This is a genomic window from Rivibacter subsaxonicus (assembly GCF_004217215.1).
In the GTDB taxonomy this organism is placed as follows: domain Bacteria; phylum Pseudomonadota; class Gammaproteobacteria; order Burkholderiales; family Burkholderiaceae_C; genus Rivibacter; species Rivibacter subsaxonicus.
The window spans coordinates 1,119,574-1,137,909 of sequence record NZ_SHKP01000004.1 but is presented as its reverse complement, the minus strand read 5'-3'; the positions used below and the strand labels follow the sequence as shown (position 1 = coordinate 1,137,909).

Below are 18,336 nucleotides of genomic sequence, written 5' to 3'. Positions count from 1 at the left end.
GCGAGGTGCCTCACAGCAGCACGATGTCGTATTGCTCGGGACTGATCGCGCCCTCGCTCTGCAGCGAGATCGGCTTGCCGATGAAGTCCGAGAGCCCGGCCAGGTGCTGGCTCTCCTCGTCGAGCAGCATCTCGACCACCGAGGCGCTGGCGACGACGCGGAACTCCTTCGGGTTGAACTGGCGCGCCTCGCGCAGGATCTCGCGCAGGATGTCGTAGCAGACGCTGCGCGCGGTCTTGACCTGGCCGCGGCCATCGCACATCGGGCATGGCTCGCACAGCAGGTGGGCCAGCGACTCGCGCGTGCGCTTGCGCGTCATCTCGACGAGGCCGAGCTGCGTGAAGCCGCTGACGGTGATCTTGACGCGATCGCGCAGCAGCTGCTTGCGCAACTCGGCCAGCACCGCCTGCTGGTGCTCCTCGCGCGCCATGTCGATGAAGTCGATGATGATGATGCCGCCCAGGTTGCGCAGCCGCAACTGGCGCGCGATCGCCAGCGCCGCCTCGAGGTTGGTCTTGAAGATCGTGTCGTCGAAGTTGCGCGCGCCGACGAAGCCGCCGGTGTTGACGTCGATCGTCGTCAACGCCTCGGTCTGGTCGATGATCAGGTAGCCACCGCTCTTGAGGTCGACCCGGCGCGCCAGCGCGCGCTCGATCTCCTGCTCGACGTTGACCAGGTCGAACAGCGGCCGCTCGCCGGCGTAATGCTCGAGCCGCGCCACCGCGCTCGGCGTGTACAGGCTGCCGAAGGCCTGCAGTTGCTCGAACTGCATGCGCGAATCGATGCGCACGCTGTGCGTCTTCTCGGTCACCAGGTCGCGCAGCACGCGTTGCGCGAGGTTGAGGTCCTCGTGCAGCAGCGTGCCGGGGCCGGCCTTCAGCGCGCGCTCGCGGATCGCGGCCCAGGTCTTGCGCAGGTAGGCAATGTCCTCGGCGAGTTCGGCATCCGAGGCCTCTTCCGCGTTCGTGCGCAGGATGAAGCCGCCGCTGGCCTCGCCGACCAGCGCCTGCATGCGGCTGCGCAGGGAGTCGCGCAACTCGGCCGAGCCGATCTTCTGGCTGATGCCGATGCGGTTGTCCTGCGGCAGGAAGACCAGCAGCCGACCGGCGATGCTGATCTGGCTCGACAGCCGCGCGCCCTTGCTGCCGATAGGATCCTTGATGACCTGCACGACGAGGGTCTGGCCCTCGAACACCAGGCGCTCGATCGGTGCCGGGGTGGCGCCGTCCTCGCGCTGCAGGTCGGCCACGTGGAGGAATGCGGCGCGCTCGAGGCCGATCTCGATGAAGGCGCTCTGCATCCCGGGCAGCACGCGCGCCACCTTGCCGGCGTAGATGTTGCTGACCCATCCCCGCTCGAGCGTGCGCTCGATGTGCAGCTCCTGCACCGCCCCGGCCTCGACGATCGCGACCCGGGTTTCCTGCGGCGACCAGTTGATCAGGATATCTTGCGAGGCGATCGATCCGGGCGTTGGCTGCATGCGGCCATGTTACGGGAGCGCGGCCACCAAGTGCCCGGCTCAGAAACGCAGGCCGATGCCGCGCAGCAGCTGCGCCGTCTCGAACAGCGGCAAGCCCATGATTCCCGAGTGGCTGCCCTCGATGTGCTCGATCCAGGCCGCGGCCTGGCTCTGGATCGCATAGGCGCCGGCCTTGCCCTGCGACTCGCCGCTGGCCACGTAGCGCACGATCTCGTCGACCTCGAGCACGCGCATGCGCACGCTGCTGACCTGGAGCGCGAGCTGCGGCAGGAAGGCCGGATGAGGCGCCTCGATCACGGCGACCGCGGTGATCACGCGGTGGGTGCGGCCGGCAAGCTGCTGCAGCATGCGGGCGGCGTCCTCGTCATCGGCCGGCTTGCCGAAGATGCTTTCATCGAGCGCCACCGTGGTGTCGGCCGCGAGGATCGGGCCGTCGGCCAGGCCACGCGCAACGTGGCGCGCGCGCGCAGCCGCCAGCTTGGCCAGCGTCACACGCTGGCAGTAGGCCTCGGGAGCCTCGCCCGGTAGCACCGCCTCGAGCGCCTCGGCGTCCTCGTCGGCGCCGGGCAGCAGCAACTCATGGTGGACGCCGATCTGGTCGAGCAACTGGCGCCGGCGTGCGCTCTGGGAAGCGAGGTAGAGCATGTCGGCGTGGATCTCACTCGCGGTGGTATGGGTGGCCGGCATTGACCGACCAGGCCCGGTACAGCGCCTCGGCCAGCAATACCCGCGCCAGTGCGTGCGGCAGCGTCAGGTCCGACAGCCGCAGGCTCTCGTCGGCCGTGCGCTTGAAGGCGGCATCGATGCCGTCGGGCCCGCCCATCAGCAACACCACGTCGCGCCCGTCCTGCTGCCACTCGCGCAGCCGCTCGGCCAGTTGCAGGCTGGTGACGCGCGTGCCGCGCTCGTCCAGCAGCGCCCGGCGCGCGCCCTTGGGGCAGGCCGCTTCGAGGCGCTGGGCCTCGGCCGCCATCAACGCCTCGACCGGCTTGCCCAGCGTGCGCGGCTCGGCCTTGGGCGTCTTGATCTCGGCACGCCACTCGGGCGGCAGCCGCTTCCAGTAGTCGTCGCAGGCGGTCTCGGCCCAGGCCGGCAGGCGCTGGCCGATGGCGACGAGCGTGAGCTTCAATGGGGCGCGCCGGAGCGCCGCAGGTCAGGTGGCGCGCCGCGCGGGGGCCTTGGCGGCCGGCCGCTTGGTGGCCACCTTCTTCGCCGCCGGCTTCTTGGCCGCCGCCGGCTTCGCAGCAGGCTTGCTGCCGGCCTGGTTGCTGGCCTTCTCGGCGGACTTGCGGGTGCTCTGCAACGAATTGGCCGTGTCGGCCGCCCGCTTCTTGGCTGCGACCTTCTTGGCAACCGCGGTACCGGCGGCCGCCTTCTTGGCCGGCACCACCTTGCGCGCGGGCGCCTTCTTGGCACCCAGGCGCGTGTGCGGACCCTTGTTGGCCGGCATCTTCTTGCCGGCCGCCTTGCGTGCTGCTGGCAGCGCTTCCTCGTCGATCGGCTCCGAGGCCTTGACCAGGCCGTGCGCCGAGTCGTCGAGCTTCATCTTGACCGGCTTGCCACCCCAGATCTCCTCGAGGTGGTAGTACTGGCGGATGGCGGGCTGCATGATGTGCGCCACCGCGGCGCCGCAGTCGACGATGATCCACTCGCCATTGACCTCGCCCTCGGTCCGCATCACCGTCATGCCGCCCGACCTGACCGCGTCGCGCACGCTCGCCGCGAGCGCCTTGGTCTGCCGGTTGCTGGTACCGGAGGCGATGATCACCCGCTCGAAGAGCGGCGAGAGATGCTCGGTGTTGAGGACGACGATGTCCTGTGCCTTCACGTCCTCGAGACCATCGACGATGGCGCGTTGCAGCTTGCGGATGTCCATGCAGTAAGGGCTCTTCTGGGTGTCTTGGGGTGGATGGGCGGGGCTTGGACTTCAGGCCGCGGCCGTCGTGCCGGAGGCGGCGCGGTACAGATGGTGCTGGTCAATATAGCGCGCCACCACCGCCGGCACCATCTCGGGCACCAGCGAGGCGGCGCTCGCGCCGGCACCGATGCGCTCGCGGATCTCGGTGCTCGACACCGCCATCGGCGGCATCGGCACCGGCTCGACGCGATGCCACACCATCATCAGCGAGCGCGGCGTCGCGGCCGAGCGGCCATCGCGATCGGCCACCGCCAGCGTCACGCGGGTGAGCAGTTCGCGCCACTCGCGCCAGGTGTTCAGGCGCTCGTACTGGTCCTGGCCGATGATCAGGAAGATCGTCGCCTGCGGATGCTCGGCCTGCAGTTCGCGCACGGTGTCGATGGTGTAGCTGGGGCCGTCACGCTCGATCTCGCGGCGGTCGAGCGCAAAGCCGCTCTGGTGGGCGATGGCCGCGCGCACCATGGCCTCGCGATGCGCGGCCTCGGTCACGCGGTGCCCGGCCGCATCGGTCTTCTGCCAGGGATGGCCGACCGGCACCCAGAGCACGCGGTCGAGGCTGAGCGCCTCGCGTGCGCTCTGCGCCAGCACCAGATGCCCCATGTGGGGCGGGTCGAAGCTACCGCCGTAGACGCCGATGCGGCGTACGGGTTTGGCCGGGAGACTGGTCATGGGTTGATCGCGACGGCCGCGGCCGCGCCCTCTTTGTCCAGCCAGTCGCGCGGCCGCAGGAAGTCGCTGTAGAGCCGGGCCTCGGCCGAGCCGGGCTCGGGCTGCCAGCCGTAGCGCCAGTTCACCACCGGCGGCAGCGACATCAGGATGCTCTCGGTGCGTCCGCCCGACTGCAGGCCGAACAGCGTGCCGCGGTCCCAGACCAGGTTGAACTCCACGTAGCGGCCGCGGCGGATCGCCTGGAACTCGCGCTCGCGTTCGCCGTAGGGCGTGTCACGCCGGCGCTGCACGATCGGCAGGTAGGCCGCGAGGAAGGCATCGCCCACCGCACGCGTCATGGCAAAGCTGCGCTCGCCGTCGAACTCGGAGAAGTCGTCGAAGAACACGCCCCCGATCCCGCGCGGCTCGTTGCGGTGCTTCAGGAAGAAGTACTCGTCGCACCACTTCTTGAAGCGCGGGTACTTGTCGGCACCGAAGGGTGCGAGCGCGTCGGCGCAGACACGGTGAAAGTGCACCGCGTCCTCCTCCACGCCGTAGTAGGGCGTGAGATCCATGCCACCGCCGAACCAGCTGACGGTCCCGCCGCCCGCCGTCTGCGCGGCGAGCATGCGCACGTTCATGTGCACCGTCGGCACATGCGGGTTGCGCGGGTGGAACACCAGCGATACGCCCATCGCCTCGAAGGGTGCGCCGGCCAGTTCCGGCCGGTGCTGGGTGGCCGAGGGCGGTAGCTGCGGCCCGCGCACGTGCGAGAAGCCGACACCGCCGCGCTCGAGCAGCGCGCCGTTTTCGAGGATGCGGGTGATGCCTTCGCCCTGCAGCCGCTCGCCGGGCGGCTTGGTCCAGGCATCGCGCGCGAAACGTGCCTGGCCGTCGGCGGCCTCGAGTGCCGTGCAGATGCGCTGCTGCAGGTCGAGCAGCCAGTCGCGAACGGCAGTGGTGTGGCTGGAGTTCATCGAGTGCGGCTCAAAATTCGATCGGTGCGGCATGCGCGGCATGCTTGCCCTGCACGCCGGCCAGGGCCCGCGCGATGGCAGCCCGATCATGCGGCAGGTTGCCGCTCAACGTGAGAAAAGCTTGGACGTCGACCTCGCGCCGCGCCCAGTCGAGCCGCGCGATGCCTAGCGGCACGCCGGCCTTCAGCGCCAGGTGATAGAAGCCCGAGCGCCAGCGCGGCTGCCAGCCGCGCGTGCCCTCGGGTGAAAGCGCCAGCCACAGCACTTCGTCGCGCTCGCGTGCCTGTTCGAAGCGTCGCACCATCGCGTCCACCTGGTTGCGCGCCGCGCTGCGCTCGACCGGGATGCCACCGATCCAGCGCAGCCAGCGGCCGAAGCCCGGCACCTTGAACAGCGTGTCCTTGCCCCAGAAGGAGAACGGCAGTCCGCCCGCGGTCTTGGCGACCATGCCGACGACGAAGTCCCAGTTCGAGGTGTGCGGGTAGGCGATCAGCACGCCCTGCCTCGCCGGCAGGCCGTGGAAGTTGACGTGCCAGCCAGCCACGCTGAGCACCGCACGCGCCAGGCGGTTGCCTTCGAAGCGGATCGGGAGAGCGTCGCGGCGCATTCGAGCTCGAGGCTGTCCCGCTGCGTTCAGCGTTTGATGGCTCGATGGCCGATGTCGCGCCGGTACTGCATGCCGTCGAAGCGGATCGAAGCCAGCGCCTCGTAGGCGCGGTGCTGGGCAACCTTGGTCGACTCGCCGAGCGCAGTGACGCAGAGCACCCGACCACCACTGACCACCAGCTGCCCGTCCTGCTGCGCGGTGCCGGCATGAAAGACGATCGCGTCCTCCTGCTCGGCCGGCAGGCCGGTGATGGCGTCGCCCTTGCGCGGATGCAGCGGGTAGCCATGCGCGGCCATCACCACGCCGAGCGCCACGCGCCGATCCCACTGCAACTCGACCTGGTCGAGCGTGCCGTCGGTGGCGTGCATGAAGACGTCGAACAACTCGCTCTTGAGCCGCATCATGATCGGCTGCGTCTCGGGGTCGCCCATGCGGCAGTTGAATTCGATGGTGCGGGCATGGCCCTGGCCGTCGATCATCAGGCCGGCATAGAGGAAGCCAGTGAACGGCACGCCGTCGCGCGCCATGCCGGCCAGCGTCGGGTGGATGATCTCCTGCATCACCCGCGCGTGCACGTTCGGCGTGACCACCGGCGCCGGCGAGTAGGCGCCCATGCCGCCGGTGTTGGGGCCGAGGTCGCCGTCGCCGAGGCGCTTGTGGTCCTGGCTGGTCGCCAGTGCCAGCACGTTCTTGCCGTCGGCCAGCACGATGAAGCTGGCCTCTTCGCCGAGCAGGTATTCCTCGATGACGACCCGCGCGATGGCCTTTCCGTCAGCCCCGGCGTTGTGGCTCACGCCGAGCGTGTTGTCGACGAGGATGAAGTCGATCGCCTCGTGCGCCTCGGTCAGCGACATCGCCACCACCACGCCCTTGCCGGCAGCCAGGCCGTCGGCCTTGATGACAATCGGCGCGCCCATGCGGTCTACGTAGGCGTGGGCCGCGGCGGGGTCGGAGAAGGTCTCGTAGGCCGCGGTCGGGATGCCGTGGCGCTGCATGAATGACTTTGCAAAGGCCTTGGAGCTCTCGAGCTGCGCCGCCGCCTTGGTCGGACCGAAGACACGCAGTCCGCGGGCGCGGAACAGGTCGACCACCCCGGCCGCCAGCGGCGCCTCGGGGCCGACCACCGTCAGCACGACCTTCTCGCGCTGGGCGAAGTCGGCCAGCTGCTCGATGTCGGTGATCGGCACGTTCTCCAGGCGCCCGTCGAGCGCGGTACCACCGTTGCCGGGCGCCACATAGACGACCTGCACCTTCGGCGACTGGGCCAGCTTCCAGGCCAGTGCGTGTTCACGGCCGCCGCTGCCGATGACGAGGACTTTCATGAGCGATCAGGCGTCCAGTTCGGCGTTGTGGAACACATCCTGCACGTCGTCGAGATCCTCGATCACGTCGAGCAGCTTCTGCATCCGGGCGGCATCGTCACCAGCGAGTTCGATCGTGTTCTCGGCGCGCATCGTGACCTCGGCGATCTCGGGCTTGAAGCCGGCGGCCTCGAGCGCGTTCTTGACGGTCTCGAATTCCAGCGGCGCGGTCAAGACCTCGATCGAGCCATCGTCGCCGGTGATCACATCCTCGGCGCCGGCCTCGAGCGCGGCGTCCATCAGCTTGTTCTCATCGGTGCCGGGCGCAAAGACCAGCTGGCCGCAATGCTTGAACTGGAAGGCCACCGAGCCCTCGGTGCCCAGGTTGCCGCCGTACTTGCTGAAGGCGTGTCGCACCTCGGCCACGGTGCGGACCCGGTTGTCGGTCATGGTGTCGACGATGATCGCCGCGCCGCCGATGCCGTAGCCCTCGTAGCGGATCTCCTCGTAGCTCAGCCCCTCGAGGGTGCCTGAGGCCTTGTCGACGTTGTACTTGATGCGGTCGGCCGGCATGTTGGCGGCCTTGGCCTTCTCGATCGCCAGCCGCAGCCGGGGATTCATTGCCACGTCGCCGCCACCCTGGCGGGCTGCGACCGTGATCTCACGGATGATGCGGGTCCAGATCTTGCCGCGCTTCTCGTCCTGGCGGCCCTTGCGATGCTGGATATTGGCCCACTTGGAATGCCCGGCCATGTTTTCTTTCTCTGAGGTTTGCCCCAAGGCCGCCGCCCGCGGCGTCCGTCCCTCGAGGGGAGGCAGGAAGCTCTCGGCGGCCCGGCACTTCCTTGGGAGAGCTTAGGATTGCCTCGATTTTAGCGGGGGCCACGGCCCTCTCCACCCAGACACCCTGACGAGGAAGCCCATGGCCGACCCGATCCTGATTGCCAAGCACGGTGACATCGAATGCGCGCTGCTGCCGGCGCTGGCCAACCGCCACGGCCTGATCACCGGCGCCACCGGCACCGGCAAGACCATCACGCTGCAGAAGCTGGCCGAGGGTTTCAGCCTGATCGGCGTGCCGGTGTTCCTGGCCGACGTCAAGGGCGACCTGACCGGCATCGCCAAGAGCGGCAGCATCAGCCCCAAGCTGGCCAAGACGCTGCAGGAGCGCGGCCTGCCGCTGCCGGAGCCCATCACCTGCCCGGCCACGCTGTGGGACGTGTTCGGCAAGAGCGGCCACCCGGTGCGCGCCACCGTCTCCGACATGGGCCCGCTGCTGCTGGGCCGCATGCTCGGCCTTAACGAGACCCAGCAGGGCGTGCTGAGCCTGGTCTTCAAGATCGCCGACGACAACGGCCTGCTGCTGCTCGACGAGAAGGACCTGCGCGCGATGCTGCAGCACGTCGGCGACAACGCCAAGGATTTCACCACCGCCTATGGCAACGTCAGCGCGGCCAGCATCGGCGCGATCCAGCGCGGCCTGCTGCAGATCGAGGAACAGGGCGGCGACAAGTTCTTCGGCGAGCCGATGCTCGACATCGCCGACTTCATGCAGACCGCCGACGGCAAGGGCGTCATCAACATCCTCGCCGCCGACCAGCTGATGAACTCGCCGCGGCTCTACGGCACCTTCCTGCTGTGGATGCTGAGCGAGCTGTTCGAGACCCTGCCCGAGGTCGGCGACGTCGAGAAGCCCAAGCTGGTGTTCTTCTTCGACGAGGCGCACCTGCTGTTCAAGGACGCGCCGGCGGCGCTGGTCGAGCGCATCGAGCTGGTCGTGCGGCTGGTGCGCTCCAAGGGCGTCGGCGTCTATTTCGTGACCCAGAACCCGCTCGACGTGCCCGACAGCGTGCTCGGCCAACTCGGCAACCGCGTGCAGCACGCGCTGCGCGCCTTCACGCCGCGCGACCAGAAGGCAGTCAAGGCGGCCGCCGACACGATGCGCGCCAACAAGGGCCTCGACATCGCGACCGCGATCACCGAGCTCGGCGTCGGCGAGGCACTGGTCAGCCTGCTCGACGAGAAGGGCCGCCCCGGCATGACCGAGCGCGTGTTCGTCATTCCTCCGGGCAGCCAGATCGGCCCGATCACGCCCGAGGAGCGGCAGGCGCTGATCAAGGGTTCGCTGGTGGCCGGCGTCTACGAGAAGCTGGTCGACCGCGAAAGCGCCTTCGAGAAGCTCAAGGGCCGCGCCGCCGGCACCGCCGATGCGGCCCAGAGCATGCAGGACGAGGTCGAGGCCACCTTCAAGACCGGCGGCAAGACCGGCGGTGCACAAGCGCCGGCCGAGAGCGGCGGCGGTCTGCTGGGCGGCCTGGGCGACATCCTGTTCGGCACCACCGGACCACGGGGCGGAAAGAAGCCGGGCGTGCTCGACGCCGCCGCGACCTCGGCTGCGCGCTCGATCGGCTCCTCGGTCGGCCGCGAGATCGTGCGCGGGGTTCTCGGCGGCTTGCTGGGGGGCGGCAAGCGCCGGTAATTGCGCCAAGCCGAGAACTAGTTCACGAGCCGTCGCGCGGCTCCCGCGAGTGCGGGGCCCACGGCCGCGGCAAGCCCGATTGACCGCCCACGCCGAAGCGCCAAGACTTGCTGCGTGGGCGACCCGTTCGGGGCAATACGGAGGGGCGACGGTCCGTCGAGACATCGACAGCCGGCCGCTCGATCCGGCTCCGGCGGGCGTCCATGCCACCGATCCCCACCCCCGCACGCCGCCGTTCACGCCGACCTGTCGGCGCTTTGCGAACGGTTCCGTCACTTCGTCGCAGCCGCCTGTGCGGCAGGCGCCGGCGCGACGAGCATGAGCTCCAGGGAGGCATCGCCGCCTCCCATCGGAGACCGCCATGCCCGCCATCGCTCCCGTCGTTGCCATCCATCTGGCCTGCGCCATCCCGGCGTTGCTGCTCGGCCCGGTCGCGCTGGTCGCCCGCAAGGGCTCCCGCCTGCACCGCGCCGCCGGCTACGGCTGGGTCACGCTGATGCTGGGCGCTGCCATCAGCGCCCTCTTCATCCACGGCCCCGGCCTGCCCACCTTCGCCGGCTTCTCGCCGATCCATCTCCTGGTGCCGCTGACCTTTGGCGGCATCGGCCTCGCGATCTGGCGCGTGGCCCATGGCGACGTTCGCGGCCATCGCCGCAGCATGCGCTACACCTACTTCGCGGGCTGCGTCGGTGCCGGGCTGTTCGCGCTGCTGCCGGCGCGCTGGCTCGGCCAGCTGGTCTGGGGCCAGTGGCTGGGCTTGATCTGAACGCTCAGGCGGGTGGCAACCGCCAGTGGCCGGTGGTGCGTGGTTCGAGTGTGGCCGGCCACTCGATGTCGGCTTCGACCACGCCTTCGCACACGAGTGCCACGAACAACGCCTGCTCGCCATCCGCAGCATCGATGCACCAACTCGCAGCACTGGCCGCCGCCGGCGATGCGGGCTCGGGCCGCCAGCGCGCGAGTCGCTCGAGCCCGATCTCCTGACCCGATCGCTTGAGCACCGCCTCCTTCAGCGTCCACGCGGTGTAGAAGGCCTGCGGCTCGGCCGCTGCGCCGATCGCCGCACCGAGCCCGACCAGGTCGCGCCCCGGTCGCTCGCGCTCGATGTCGACGCCGACCGGTCGGTCGGCCAGCGCACAGGCGACCCACGGGCCGCTGTGGCTGATCGACAGTTGCAGCGCCGGCCGATCGAGCAGCAGTGGTCGGCCCTCGGCGCTCAACGGCAGCGCGTCGCCTTCTCGGGTCTCGCCCACCTCGCGTAGCAGCCGGCGCAGCAGTTGGCGCGCGGCAAGGTACTGGCGGCGGCGCGGCAGCGAGGCAAGCCCGGCGGCACGCGCCTGCTCGGCCGTACTGAGCGGCTCGGCTTGGGCCGCCAGCAGCGCGTCGATCGACGCGAGCGCGAGCCGCAGCATGGTGGCCAGACTCAGTTCTGGACCGTCGCGTAGGTGCCCTTGAGCGCAACGCCGATGACCCAGGCTCCGGCGTGGCACTCAAAGTCAGTCGGGCTGGCAACTGTGTTCTTCTTGTAGTAGCTGACGATGTCGACCACCGCGTTGGCGCCCGCCTGCTTGGCCTTGTTCTGCAGCGCGAGCAGCGCCGACAGCGCGGCCCACTTGCAGCCGAACTCGTCGGCCTTGCCCATGCCGTTGGTCTTCTGGTTCGAGACATCCTCGCCCTTGCGCTCAAGCACGGTCGGCGTGGCCTGGCCGGCGAGGTAGAACTTGACGCTCCCGTCGAGCTTGCCCTGGGCCTCGGGCATCGCCAGCACATCGGCCAGCGGGAACTTGTATTGGGTGTCGCGAGCCTGGGCAACGCCGACCACGGCGCACAGACCCAGAGCCACGAGCATCAGTTGCTTCATCATGCGAATTCCCTCCAGTGGTTGTTGTCGGTGCCGTGGACTCAATCGCGCCAGCGCCTGAACACCAGCGAGGTGTTGATGCCGCCGAAAGCGAAGTTGTTGCTCATCACCAGGTCGGTCTCGATGGCGCGGCCTTCGCCGACCAGGTAGTCGAGCGGCGCGCAGGCCGGATCGACGTGATCGAGGTTCAGCGTCGGTGCAAACCAGCCCTCGCGCATCATCTGCACCGTCATCCAGGCCTCGAGCGCGCCGCAGGCACCGAGCGTGTGGCCCATGTAGCTCTTGAGCGAACTGATCGGCATGCGTGCGCCAAAGACCGCGTGGGTCGCCGCACTCTCGGCCACGTCGCCCGGTGCGGTCGCGGTGCCGTGCGCGTTGACGTAGCCGATCTGCTCGGGCAGGCCGGCGTCGTCCAGCGCCAGCTGCATTGCCACCGCCATCGTGCGCGCCTCGGGCTGCGTGACGTGGCGGCCGTCACTGTTGGTGCCGAAGCCCACCACTTCGGCCAGGATCGTGGCGCCGCGTGCCCTTGCGTGCCCCAGTTCCTCCAGCACCAGCGTGCAGGCGCCCTCGCCCAGCACCAGGCCGTCGCGCGCGGCGTCGAAGGGCCGCGGCGTCAGCTCGGGTTGCTCGTTGCGGCAGCTGGTCGCGAACAGGGTGTCGAAGACCGCCGCCTCGCTGGCGTCAAGCTCTTCGGCGCCACCGGCCAGCATCGCCACCTGGGCCCCGCTCTTGATGGCCTCGTAGGCGTAGCCGATGCCCTGGCTGCCCGAAGTGCAGGCGCTCGAGGTCGTGACGATGCGTCCGGTCAGGCCGAGGAACACGCCCATGTTCACCGCCGCCGTGTGCGACATCATCTTGATGTAGGTGTTGGCGGTGATGCCCTCGATCGACTTGTTGGCGAACAGGCGGCTGAAGTCACCCATCGCGCTCGGCGTGCCGGCCGAGGAGCCGAAGGCAATGCCCATGCGGCCGCTGCTCACCAGCTCGTGGCCGAGCAGGCCGGCATCGGCCAGCGCCAGCTCGGCACTGCGGGTGCCGAGCAGTGCCACCCGGCCCATGCTGCGCATGCTCTTGCGGTTGTAGTGCGGCGGCAGCTCGAAGGGCGCCGCCGGCGCGCCGAGCCGCGTGTTCAGGCCCTCGATCCCGGCCCAGTCGTCGATCACGCGCACCGCATTGCGGCGCGCTCGCAGCGCACCCAGCACGCTGCTCCAGTCGTTGCCGAGCGGGCTGATCGCGCCCGCGCCGGTGATGACCACCCGCTTCATCCGACCATTCCTCCGTTGACCGAGATCACCTGCCGCGTCACGTAGGCCGCGTCGTCGGCCATCAGGAAGGCCACCGCAGCCGCCACCTCCTCGGGCCGGCCCATGCGCCTGGCCGGGATCGCCTTCATCGCTTCCTCGAGCACCTGCGGGTCGACCATCTCGGTGTCGATCAGCCCCGGCGCCACGCAGTTGACCGTGATCGCGCGGCTCGCCAACTCCACCGCGAGTGCCTTGGTGGCGCCGATCAGCCCGGCCTTGGCGGCGCTGTAGTTGGTCTGGCCGCGGTTGCCGACCAGGCCCGAGACCGAGGCGATGGTGACGATCCGGCCCGGCTTGCGCCGCCGCACCATCGGCATCACCGCCGGGTGGATCACGTTGTAGAAGGCGTCGAGATTGGTGTGGATCACCGCATCCCAATCCTCGCCGCTGAGGGCCGGAAAGGCGCCGTCGCGCACGATGCCGGCGTTGCAGACCAGACCGTGATACGCACCATGGGCTTCGATATCGGCCTCGATCGCGAGCTTGGCGGCGGCGCGGTCGGCGACGTCGAAGCACAGCAGGCGTGCGTTGCGGCCGAGCGCCGTGATCTCGTCGGCCACCGTCTGCGCGGCCGGCGTCAGGCTGCGGCCGTGGACCACGATGTCGAAGCCGTCGCGCGCCAACCGCAGCGCGATCGCGCGGCCGATGCCGCGGCTGGAGCCGGTGACGAGCACCGTGCGTTCATTGTTCGTCTTCATTGTTCGGATTCAGCTTCCGTCGGCTCGAACACCGAGATGCGTGCGGTCGCCAGTGTCCGACCCGCCAGCGACAGCGTGCAATCGAACATGCCCAGGCCGTTGTCGGCCATCAGCTCGCAGCGTGCCTGCACCTGCAGCGTGGCGCCGGCGGCAAAACCGGCGCAGTGCGCCTCGTAGCGGCGGGTGCCGAGCAGGTAGCCCACGCGCGGCGGGCGCCCGGCCCGCTGACCGCGCGCGCCGGCCCAGGCCGCCACCGCCTGCGCCATCAGTTCGATACCCACAAAGCTCGGCATCAGGCCGTCGCGTACGAAGCGACCCTGGTGCGGGACGTCGACCTCGACGCGGATGCTCTCGTCGTCGGCCTCGATCAGGCGGTCGATGAGCAGCATCGGCGCGCGGTGCGGCAGCAGTGATTCGATGTCCATGTTCATCGCCTCACGCTTGCGACAGCAACACGCAGGCGTTGCTGCCACCAAAGGCGAAGGAGTTGCTCATCACATGGCGCGGCGCGTAGCCCAGCGATTCGCCGGGCTCGCTCAGTCGCAACGGCGCCAGCTGTGGATCGCGCTCGCCGTCCCACCAGTGACCCGGCAGCCGGCCGCGCGGATTGCCCACCAACGTCAGCCAGGCAAAAGCGGCCTCGATCGCGCCGGCGGCGCCGAGCGCGTGGCCGGTGAGCGGCTTGGTCGAACTCACCGGCACTTCATGGCCCAGCACCGCCGAGACCGCCAGCGATTCCATCGCGTCGTTCTGCGGCGTGCCGGTGCCATGCAGGTTGAGGTAGTCGACCGCGCCCGGCTCGACGCCGGCGCGCTGCAGCGTGGCCGCCATCGCGCGCATCGCGCCGGCCCCGCTCGGGTCGGGCGCCGACATGTGGTGCGCGTCCGAGCTCTCGCCCCAACCCGAGAGCCGCACCGGCCCCGGCTCGCGCGTCATCAGGAATAGCGCCGCGCCTTCGCCGAGGTTGAGTCCGTCGCGCCGCGCCGAGAGCGGCCGGCTGCGCTCGCTCGACAGCGAACCGAGCGCGCCGAAGCCGGCCACGGTAAAGCGCGACAGCGCATCGGCGCCGCCGGTCACGACCGCGTCGACGATGCCGGCATTGAGCATGCGCGCGGCCGAGGCCAGCGCCTTCGGGCCCGAGGAGCAGGCGGTCGAGATGAGGTGCGCCGGGCCTTCGATGCCGAGCTGCCAGGCGAGGAAGCGCGCACCGGCGCCCATCTCCTGCTGGCGGTAGTCATAGCCCTCGGGCCAGTAGCCGTTGGCAGCGTGAAAGGCTGCCGCCGCCTCGCCCTCGGGCACGCCCGAGGTGCTACCGCCGATCACGACACCGACCCGTTGCGGGCCGAAGCGCTCGACCGCGGCCTCGACCTCGGCGCGGATCGGCGCCAGCGCCGCCGCCAGCAGCGCGTTGGTGCGGCTGCGGTGTTCCAGCGGCCAGCCTTCGATGGCGGGCAGCGCCGCACTCACCTCGCCCAGCGGCAAGGCACGGTCCGGGCTGTAGCGATCGCTGACGACGATGCCGCGTGGCGCGTCGCTGGTCCAGAGCGCCGCGCGCACTTCGGCGTGGCTGCTGCCGAGCGCGCAGACGATGCCAGGTTGATGCAGAAAGCAAGCCATGGTCGTGGATCAGACCCGCGCGAAGCGCAGCAGCGTGTGGCAGTAGCCGATGCCGTCGCGTGCAGTGAGCAGTTTCAGGCCGGCCGCCTCGCACAGCCGGATGTAGTCGGCGCCCTGGTAGACCTTGCTGTTGCCGCTGGCCAGCGCGCTGAAGTAAGGCGAGGTGTTGATCAGGCAGTAGGCGGCGATGTCGTAGCGCTGGCGGTCCCACAGCGTGTCGAGGATCAGCAGCTGCCCGCCGGGCGCGAGCGCGGCCACCGCACGCGCCAGGATGCTCTCGATCACCGGCTCGCTGAAGCAGCTCAGGAACTGGCTCATCCAGACGATGTCCATGCCGCCCGGAAAGCCGGCGCCGCCATCGAGCATGTCGACCGGATGCAGTTGCGTGCGCCCGTCCAGCCCCGCGTCGCGCAACGTGGCTTCGGCCACCGCGAGTTGTTGCGGCAGGTCGACCAGGTGCAGCTCGACGCCGGCGTCGTAGCCGAGCGCGGCGCAGCTGAACTTGCCGGTGTTGGCGCCGATGTCCATCACCCGCTTCGGCGCGGTGGCAAAGACGTCGGGCAGGATCTCCGGGAACGAGGTGTCGGAGTAGTGGTGATCGAAGGCGAACCAGCTCGCCTTGGCCGGCTCGGGCAGCTCGGCCAGGCCCTGGTAGACGGTCGGCCAGTCGCCGAGCGCGGCCAGGCCGAGCGGGCGCTGCTCGTCGAGCGAGCGGTCGAGGTCGAACAGGCCCTGGTAGCAGACGTCGTGCACGAAGTTGAGGTTGACCTGCGTGATCGCGTCGCTGAGCACGCAATAGCCGGTCTTGTCGAGCAGGTAGCGGCCATCGGCCAGGCTGACGACGCCGGCCGAGAGGCAGCTCTCGAGCGCGACCTTGAGCGCGTACGCACTCCAGCGGCCACCTTCGGCCAGCTCCTCGATGCTGCGGCCGGCGTCGCCGGCCTCGGCCAGCGCCTGCAGCATGCCGCGCTTCCAGGCATAGCGAACGCATTGAAAGATCACCGGGCCGAAGGCAATCTTCTGGGCCTCGAAACGGGCCGCAAAGGCGCTCTGGCGGGCGGGCGAAAAACTCTTGGTCAGCATGGGGCGGGTTCGGGAGAAGAAGGGATGGCCGGTCGCAGCAGCGGCGACAAGGCCCAGACCGTGGCGATGCCCAGCGCCAGCGTGAGCCCGAAGGCCCGCAGCGCGGGGGTCGATGAAAGACCGAGCAGACCGAAGCTCAGCAGCGTGCTGGCCGCGCCCAGCATCACCGAGAGCCAGGCCGAAGCGTCCTCGGGGTGCTCGACCAGGAAGATGCCGTAGTCGACACCGACGCCGAGCAGCACGATCAGCGCCAGCACGTTGAACAACTGGAATGGCTCGCCGAGCCAGCCGAGCGTGGCCAGCGTGAAGCCGGTCGCCAACAGCGTCGGCAGCCAGGCACGCCAGGCGCGGCGGCCGAAGCGGCGTGCCAGCACCAGGTAGACCAGCACGAAGCCGGCCACCAGCAGCGCACTCATCGCCGAGCGGTAGCTGCCGAGCGTGGCCGAGACCTGGGCCGGGCGATCGATCAGTTCGATGCCCTCCTGCCCCGCGAGCGCGGCCGCGAGGGCCTGCACGCCGGCCGTGGTCGGGGCCTGCAGATGGATGACGCTGGCGACGCCACCACCGGCGACGGCGCCGAGCCACTGCGCGCGCAGCGGCTCGGCCAGCGGCAGCGCCAGAAAGCTCGGCAGTGGCAAGGCTTCGCTCGCGCGCGGCGCGTGGCGCGCCGGCGCCTCGCCGAGCAGCTCGGCGGCGCTCGCCAGCGCCGCTTGTTCGGCTGCAGCGACCCACGCCGCGTGATCGCGCTGACGCGCGCTCGACGGCACCCAGTCCGACAACGCCGACCAGCCGACCAGCTCGCCGGCCGCCTGCCGCGCTGCCAACAGCGGCCGGATCGATTCCTCGCGCGCGAGCACCGCGTCCGCACTTTCGCCGCGCACGACGATGAACTGCGCCGGGCTCGGCGCGCGCAGCAACTGCTGGACCTCGCGCTGGCTCTGCAGCAGCGCCTTGGGCACCGACTGCAGCTGGCGGATGTCGTCGTCGACATGCAGGCGCGCGATGCCGATCGCCAGCAGGACCACGGCCAGGCCGGTGCTCGCCGTCGCGAGCCACCGCCCGCGCCGACTGGCGGGCAGGCGCAACCGCGGCCAGTGCCTCAGGCTGGCGCCGAGCGTTCGCGCAAAGCGCGTCTCGCGCGGCGCGCGGCGATCGGCCAGCGGGAACCAGCACAGCACCGTGAGGAAGGCTGCCGCCAGGCCGACGCTCGAGAACAGCGCCATCTGGCGCAGTCCCGGGAACGGCGCCACGCCGAGCGCCGCGTAGGCCGCGATGCTGCTCAGCAACGCCAGCAACATGCCCGGCAGCAGGCGCCTTATCAGCGTCGGCGGTGCCTCGCGGGGCGCGTTAGCGCGCGCGGCCCAGTAGTGGATGCCGTAGTCCTCGGCGACGCCGATCAGCGTGGCGCCGAAGACCAGCGTGATCAGGTGGACCCGATCGAAGACCAGGGCCGTCACGCTCAGCGCCGCCGCGCAGCCCACGGCGAGCGAGACCGCCACGCCGATCACCGGCAGCGGCGAGCGGAACGCAAGCCACATCAGCAGCACGATCGCGGCCAGCGAGCCCCAGCCGATCACATTGATCTCGCGGCTGGCCTGGGCTGCCGCGGCCTCGGCAAAGAGCGGCACGCCGGCCGCCAGCACCCTGGCCTGCGGCACCGCGGCACGCACTACGGCCTCGGCCGCATCGAGCGCGCCGCGCTGGCGCGCGCTGCCATCGAGCGAGAAGGCCGAACCGGGCAGATCGCGCAGCAGCACCTGCCATTGCATCTTCGGCGTGGCCAGCCACAGGTGGCCGTCGCGTGGCTGCACCGGGCTGGCGGCGGCGCGCTCGCGCCACCAGTCGGCGCCGAGGTTGAGCGGGTCGTCGCTCCAGGCACCGAGACGCGGCGCCAGGCCTGGTTGGTAGAGCGCGGCAAGCGCCTGCTCCGCGAGTTGCGCCGGGCCTTGCGCCTGCAGCGTGGCGCGTTGCGAGTCGCTCAGCAGTCGGTCGCGCCACGGCGCCAGCGCGGCGATCGCCGCGGCGGGATCGGTGGCGGCTGCCGGCACCGACAGCAGTTCGGGTGCGGCTGCGCGCCAGGCGGTGTCGAAGGCCTCGGCCGCGCGCGCCGCCGAGGCCTGGTCGGCCGCGCCGACCAGCACCACGATGCGGCGCGCGGCGCTGGCCGCAAGCTTGGCCGCGACCTGGTCGGCCGCCTGCGCCGCAGCATCGCGCGGCAGCAGCGCCATCACGTCGGTGTCGAGCGGCTCGTGCTGCCAGAAGCGCCACTGGTGCAACGCGATCGCCAGCACCACCAGTGCCCACGCGCAGGCGAGCCACAGGCTCGCGCGCTCGCGGCGCGCCGGGGCGAGAGCTGGCAC

The 18,336-nt window shown here is 70.2% G+C and carries 19 protein-coding genes; 2 read left to right on the top strand and 17 right to left on the bottom strand.

The features are described from left to right. Positions 1–10 precede the first annotated feature (10 nt). The 9 genes from rng to EV670_RS05290 are packed head-to-tail and all read right to left on the bottom strand — an operon-like array spanning position 11 to position 7,684. Positions 11–1,480: a ribonuclease G gene (rng, locus tag EV670_RS05330; protein ID WP_130430739.1), complete on the bottom strand. Its 1,470-nt coding sequence runs from the start codon at positions 1,478–1,480 to the stop codon at positions 11–13. Positions 1,481–1,519: 39 nt separating this feature from the next. Beyond that, a complete protein-coding gene (locus tag EV670_RS05325; protein ID WP_130430738.1) occupies positions 1,520–2,167 on the bottom strand; it encodes a Maf family protein in 648 nt (215 codons plus the stop codon). Beyond that, positions 2,139–2,609, bottom strand: a complete 471-nt coding sequence (gene rlmH, locus EV670_RS05320) for a 23S rRNA (pseudouridine(1915)-N(3))-methyltransferase RlmH (RefSeq protein WP_130430737.1) — start codon at positions 2,607–2,609, stop codon at positions 2,139–2,141. Before rlmH ends, EV670_RS05325 begins: the two co-directional genes overlap by 29 nt. A 24-nt stretch (positions 2,610–2,633) precedes the next feature. Then, on the bottom strand, positions 2,634–3,356 hold the full coding sequence (rsfS, locus tag EV670_RS05315; RefSeq protein WP_130430736.1) for a ribosome silencing factor: 723 nt from the start codon (positions 3,354–3,356) through the stop codon (positions 2,634–2,636). Positions 3,357–3,407: 51 nt separating this feature from the next. Continuing rightward, positions 3,408–4,067 carry a nicotinate-nucleotide adenylyltransferase gene (gene nadD, locus EV670_RS05310; protein ID WP_130430735.1) on the bottom strand — a complete coding sequence of 220 codons (660 nt, stop codon included), beginning with the start codon at positions 4,065–4,067 and terminating at the stop codon, positions 3,408–3,410. Next, positions 4,064–5,023 carry an oxygen-dependent coproporphyrinogen oxidase gene (hemF, locus tag EV670_RS05305; protein ID WP_130430734.1) on the bottom strand — a complete coding sequence of 320 codons (960 nt, stop codon included), beginning with the start codon at positions 5,021–5,023 and terminating at the stop codon, positions 4,064–4,066. Before hemF ends, nadD begins: the two co-directional genes overlap by 4 nt. Before the next feature lie 10 nt (positions 5,024–5,033). Beyond that, the gene (locus EV670_RS05300; RefSeq protein WP_130430733.1) at positions 5,034–5,630 is read right to left on the bottom strand and encodes a 1-acyl-sn-glycerol-3-phosphate acyltransferase; all 597 of its coding nucleotides are present in this window, start codon (positions 5,628–5,630) and stop codon (positions 5,034–5,036) included. Positions 5,631–5,656: 26 nt separating this feature from the next. Then, entirely contained in the window at positions 5,657–6,952 is a 1,296-nt protein-coding gene (gene purD / locus EV670_RS05295; protein ID WP_130430732.1) for a phosphoribosylamine--glycine ligase, read from the bottom strand. Positions 6,953–6,958: 6 nt separating this feature from the next. Further along, entirely contained in the window at positions 6,959–7,684 is a 726-nt protein-coding gene (locus EV670_RS05290; protein ID WP_130430731.1) for a YebC/PmpR family DNA-binding transcriptional regulator, read from the bottom strand. A gap of 169 nt (positions 7,685–7,853) precedes the next feature. On the opposite strand from EV670_RS05290, the gene EV670_RS05285 reads away from it, so the two are divergent. Together EV670_RS05285 and EV670_RS05280 are read left to right on the top strand one after the other, a co-directional pair. Continuing rightward, entirely contained in the window at positions 7,854–9,410 is a 1,557-nt protein-coding gene (locus tag EV670_RS05285; protein ID WP_130430730.1) for a helicase HerA-like domain-containing protein, read from the top strand. A gap of 361 nt (positions 9,411–9,771) precedes the next feature. Beyond that, complete coding sequence (locus EV670_RS05280; RefSeq protein ID WP_130430729.1) at positions 9,772–10,176, top strand: DUF2306 domain-containing protein; 405 nt, start codon at positions 9,772–9,774, stop codon at positions 10,174–10,176. Positions 10,177–10,180: 4 nt separating this feature from the next. Here the strand turns inward: EV670_RS05280 and EV670_RS05275 are convergent, their stop codons facing one another. The 8 genes from EV670_RS05275 to EV670_RS05240 are packed head-to-tail and all read right to left on the bottom strand — an operon-like array spanning position 10,181 to position 18,336. Next, complete coding sequence (locus EV670_RS05275) at positions 10,181–10,822, bottom strand: 4'-phosphopantetheinyl transferase family protein (protein ID WP_130430728.1); 642 nt, start codon at positions 10,820–10,822, stop codon at positions 10,181–10,183. 11 nt (positions 10,823–10,833) lie between these two features. Beyond that, entirely contained in the window at positions 10,834–11,274 is a 441-nt protein-coding gene (locus EV670_RS05270) for an excinuclease ATPase subunit (RefSeq protein WP_207225000.1), read from the bottom strand. 38 nt (positions 11,275–11,312) lie between these two features. Beyond that, positions 11,313–12,539, bottom strand: coding sequence for a beta-ketoacyl-ACP synthase (locus EV670_RS05265; protein WP_130430727.1), 1,227 nt, complete (start codon positions 12,537–12,539; stop codon positions 11,313–11,315). After that, positions 12,536–13,276, bottom strand: a complete 741-nt coding sequence (locus tag EV670_RS05260) for a 3-ketoacyl-ACP reductase FabG2 (protein WP_130430726.1) — start codon at positions 13,274–13,276, stop codon at positions 12,536–12,538. Before EV670_RS05260 ends, EV670_RS05265 begins: the two co-directional genes overlap by 4 nt. Continuing rightward, complete coding sequence (locus tag EV670_RS05255) at positions 13,273–13,701, bottom strand: hotdog family protein (protein WP_242616839.1); 429 nt, start codon at positions 13,699–13,701, stop codon at positions 13,273–13,275. The genes EV670_RS05260 and EV670_RS05255 overlap by 4 nt, the downstream gene beginning before the upstream one ends. Positions 13,702–13,711: 10 nt before the next feature. Beyond that, positions 13,712–14,893, bottom strand: coding sequence for a beta-ketoacyl-ACP synthase (locus EV670_RS05250; RefSeq protein WP_130430724.1), 1,182 nt, complete (start codon positions 14,891–14,893; stop codon positions 13,712–13,714). A 9-nt stretch (positions 14,894–14,902) separates the two neighbouring features. Further along, on the bottom strand, positions 14,903–15,976 hold the full coding sequence (locus EV670_RS05245; protein ID WP_130430723.1) for a class I SAM-dependent methyltransferase: 1,074 nt from the start codon (positions 15,974–15,976) through the stop codon (positions 14,903–14,905). Beyond that, entirely contained in the window at positions 15,970–18,336 is a 2,367-nt protein-coding gene (locus EV670_RS05240; RefSeq protein WP_130430722.1) for an MMPL family transporter, read from the bottom strand. Before EV670_RS05240 ends, EV670_RS05245 begins: the two co-directional genes overlap by 7 nt.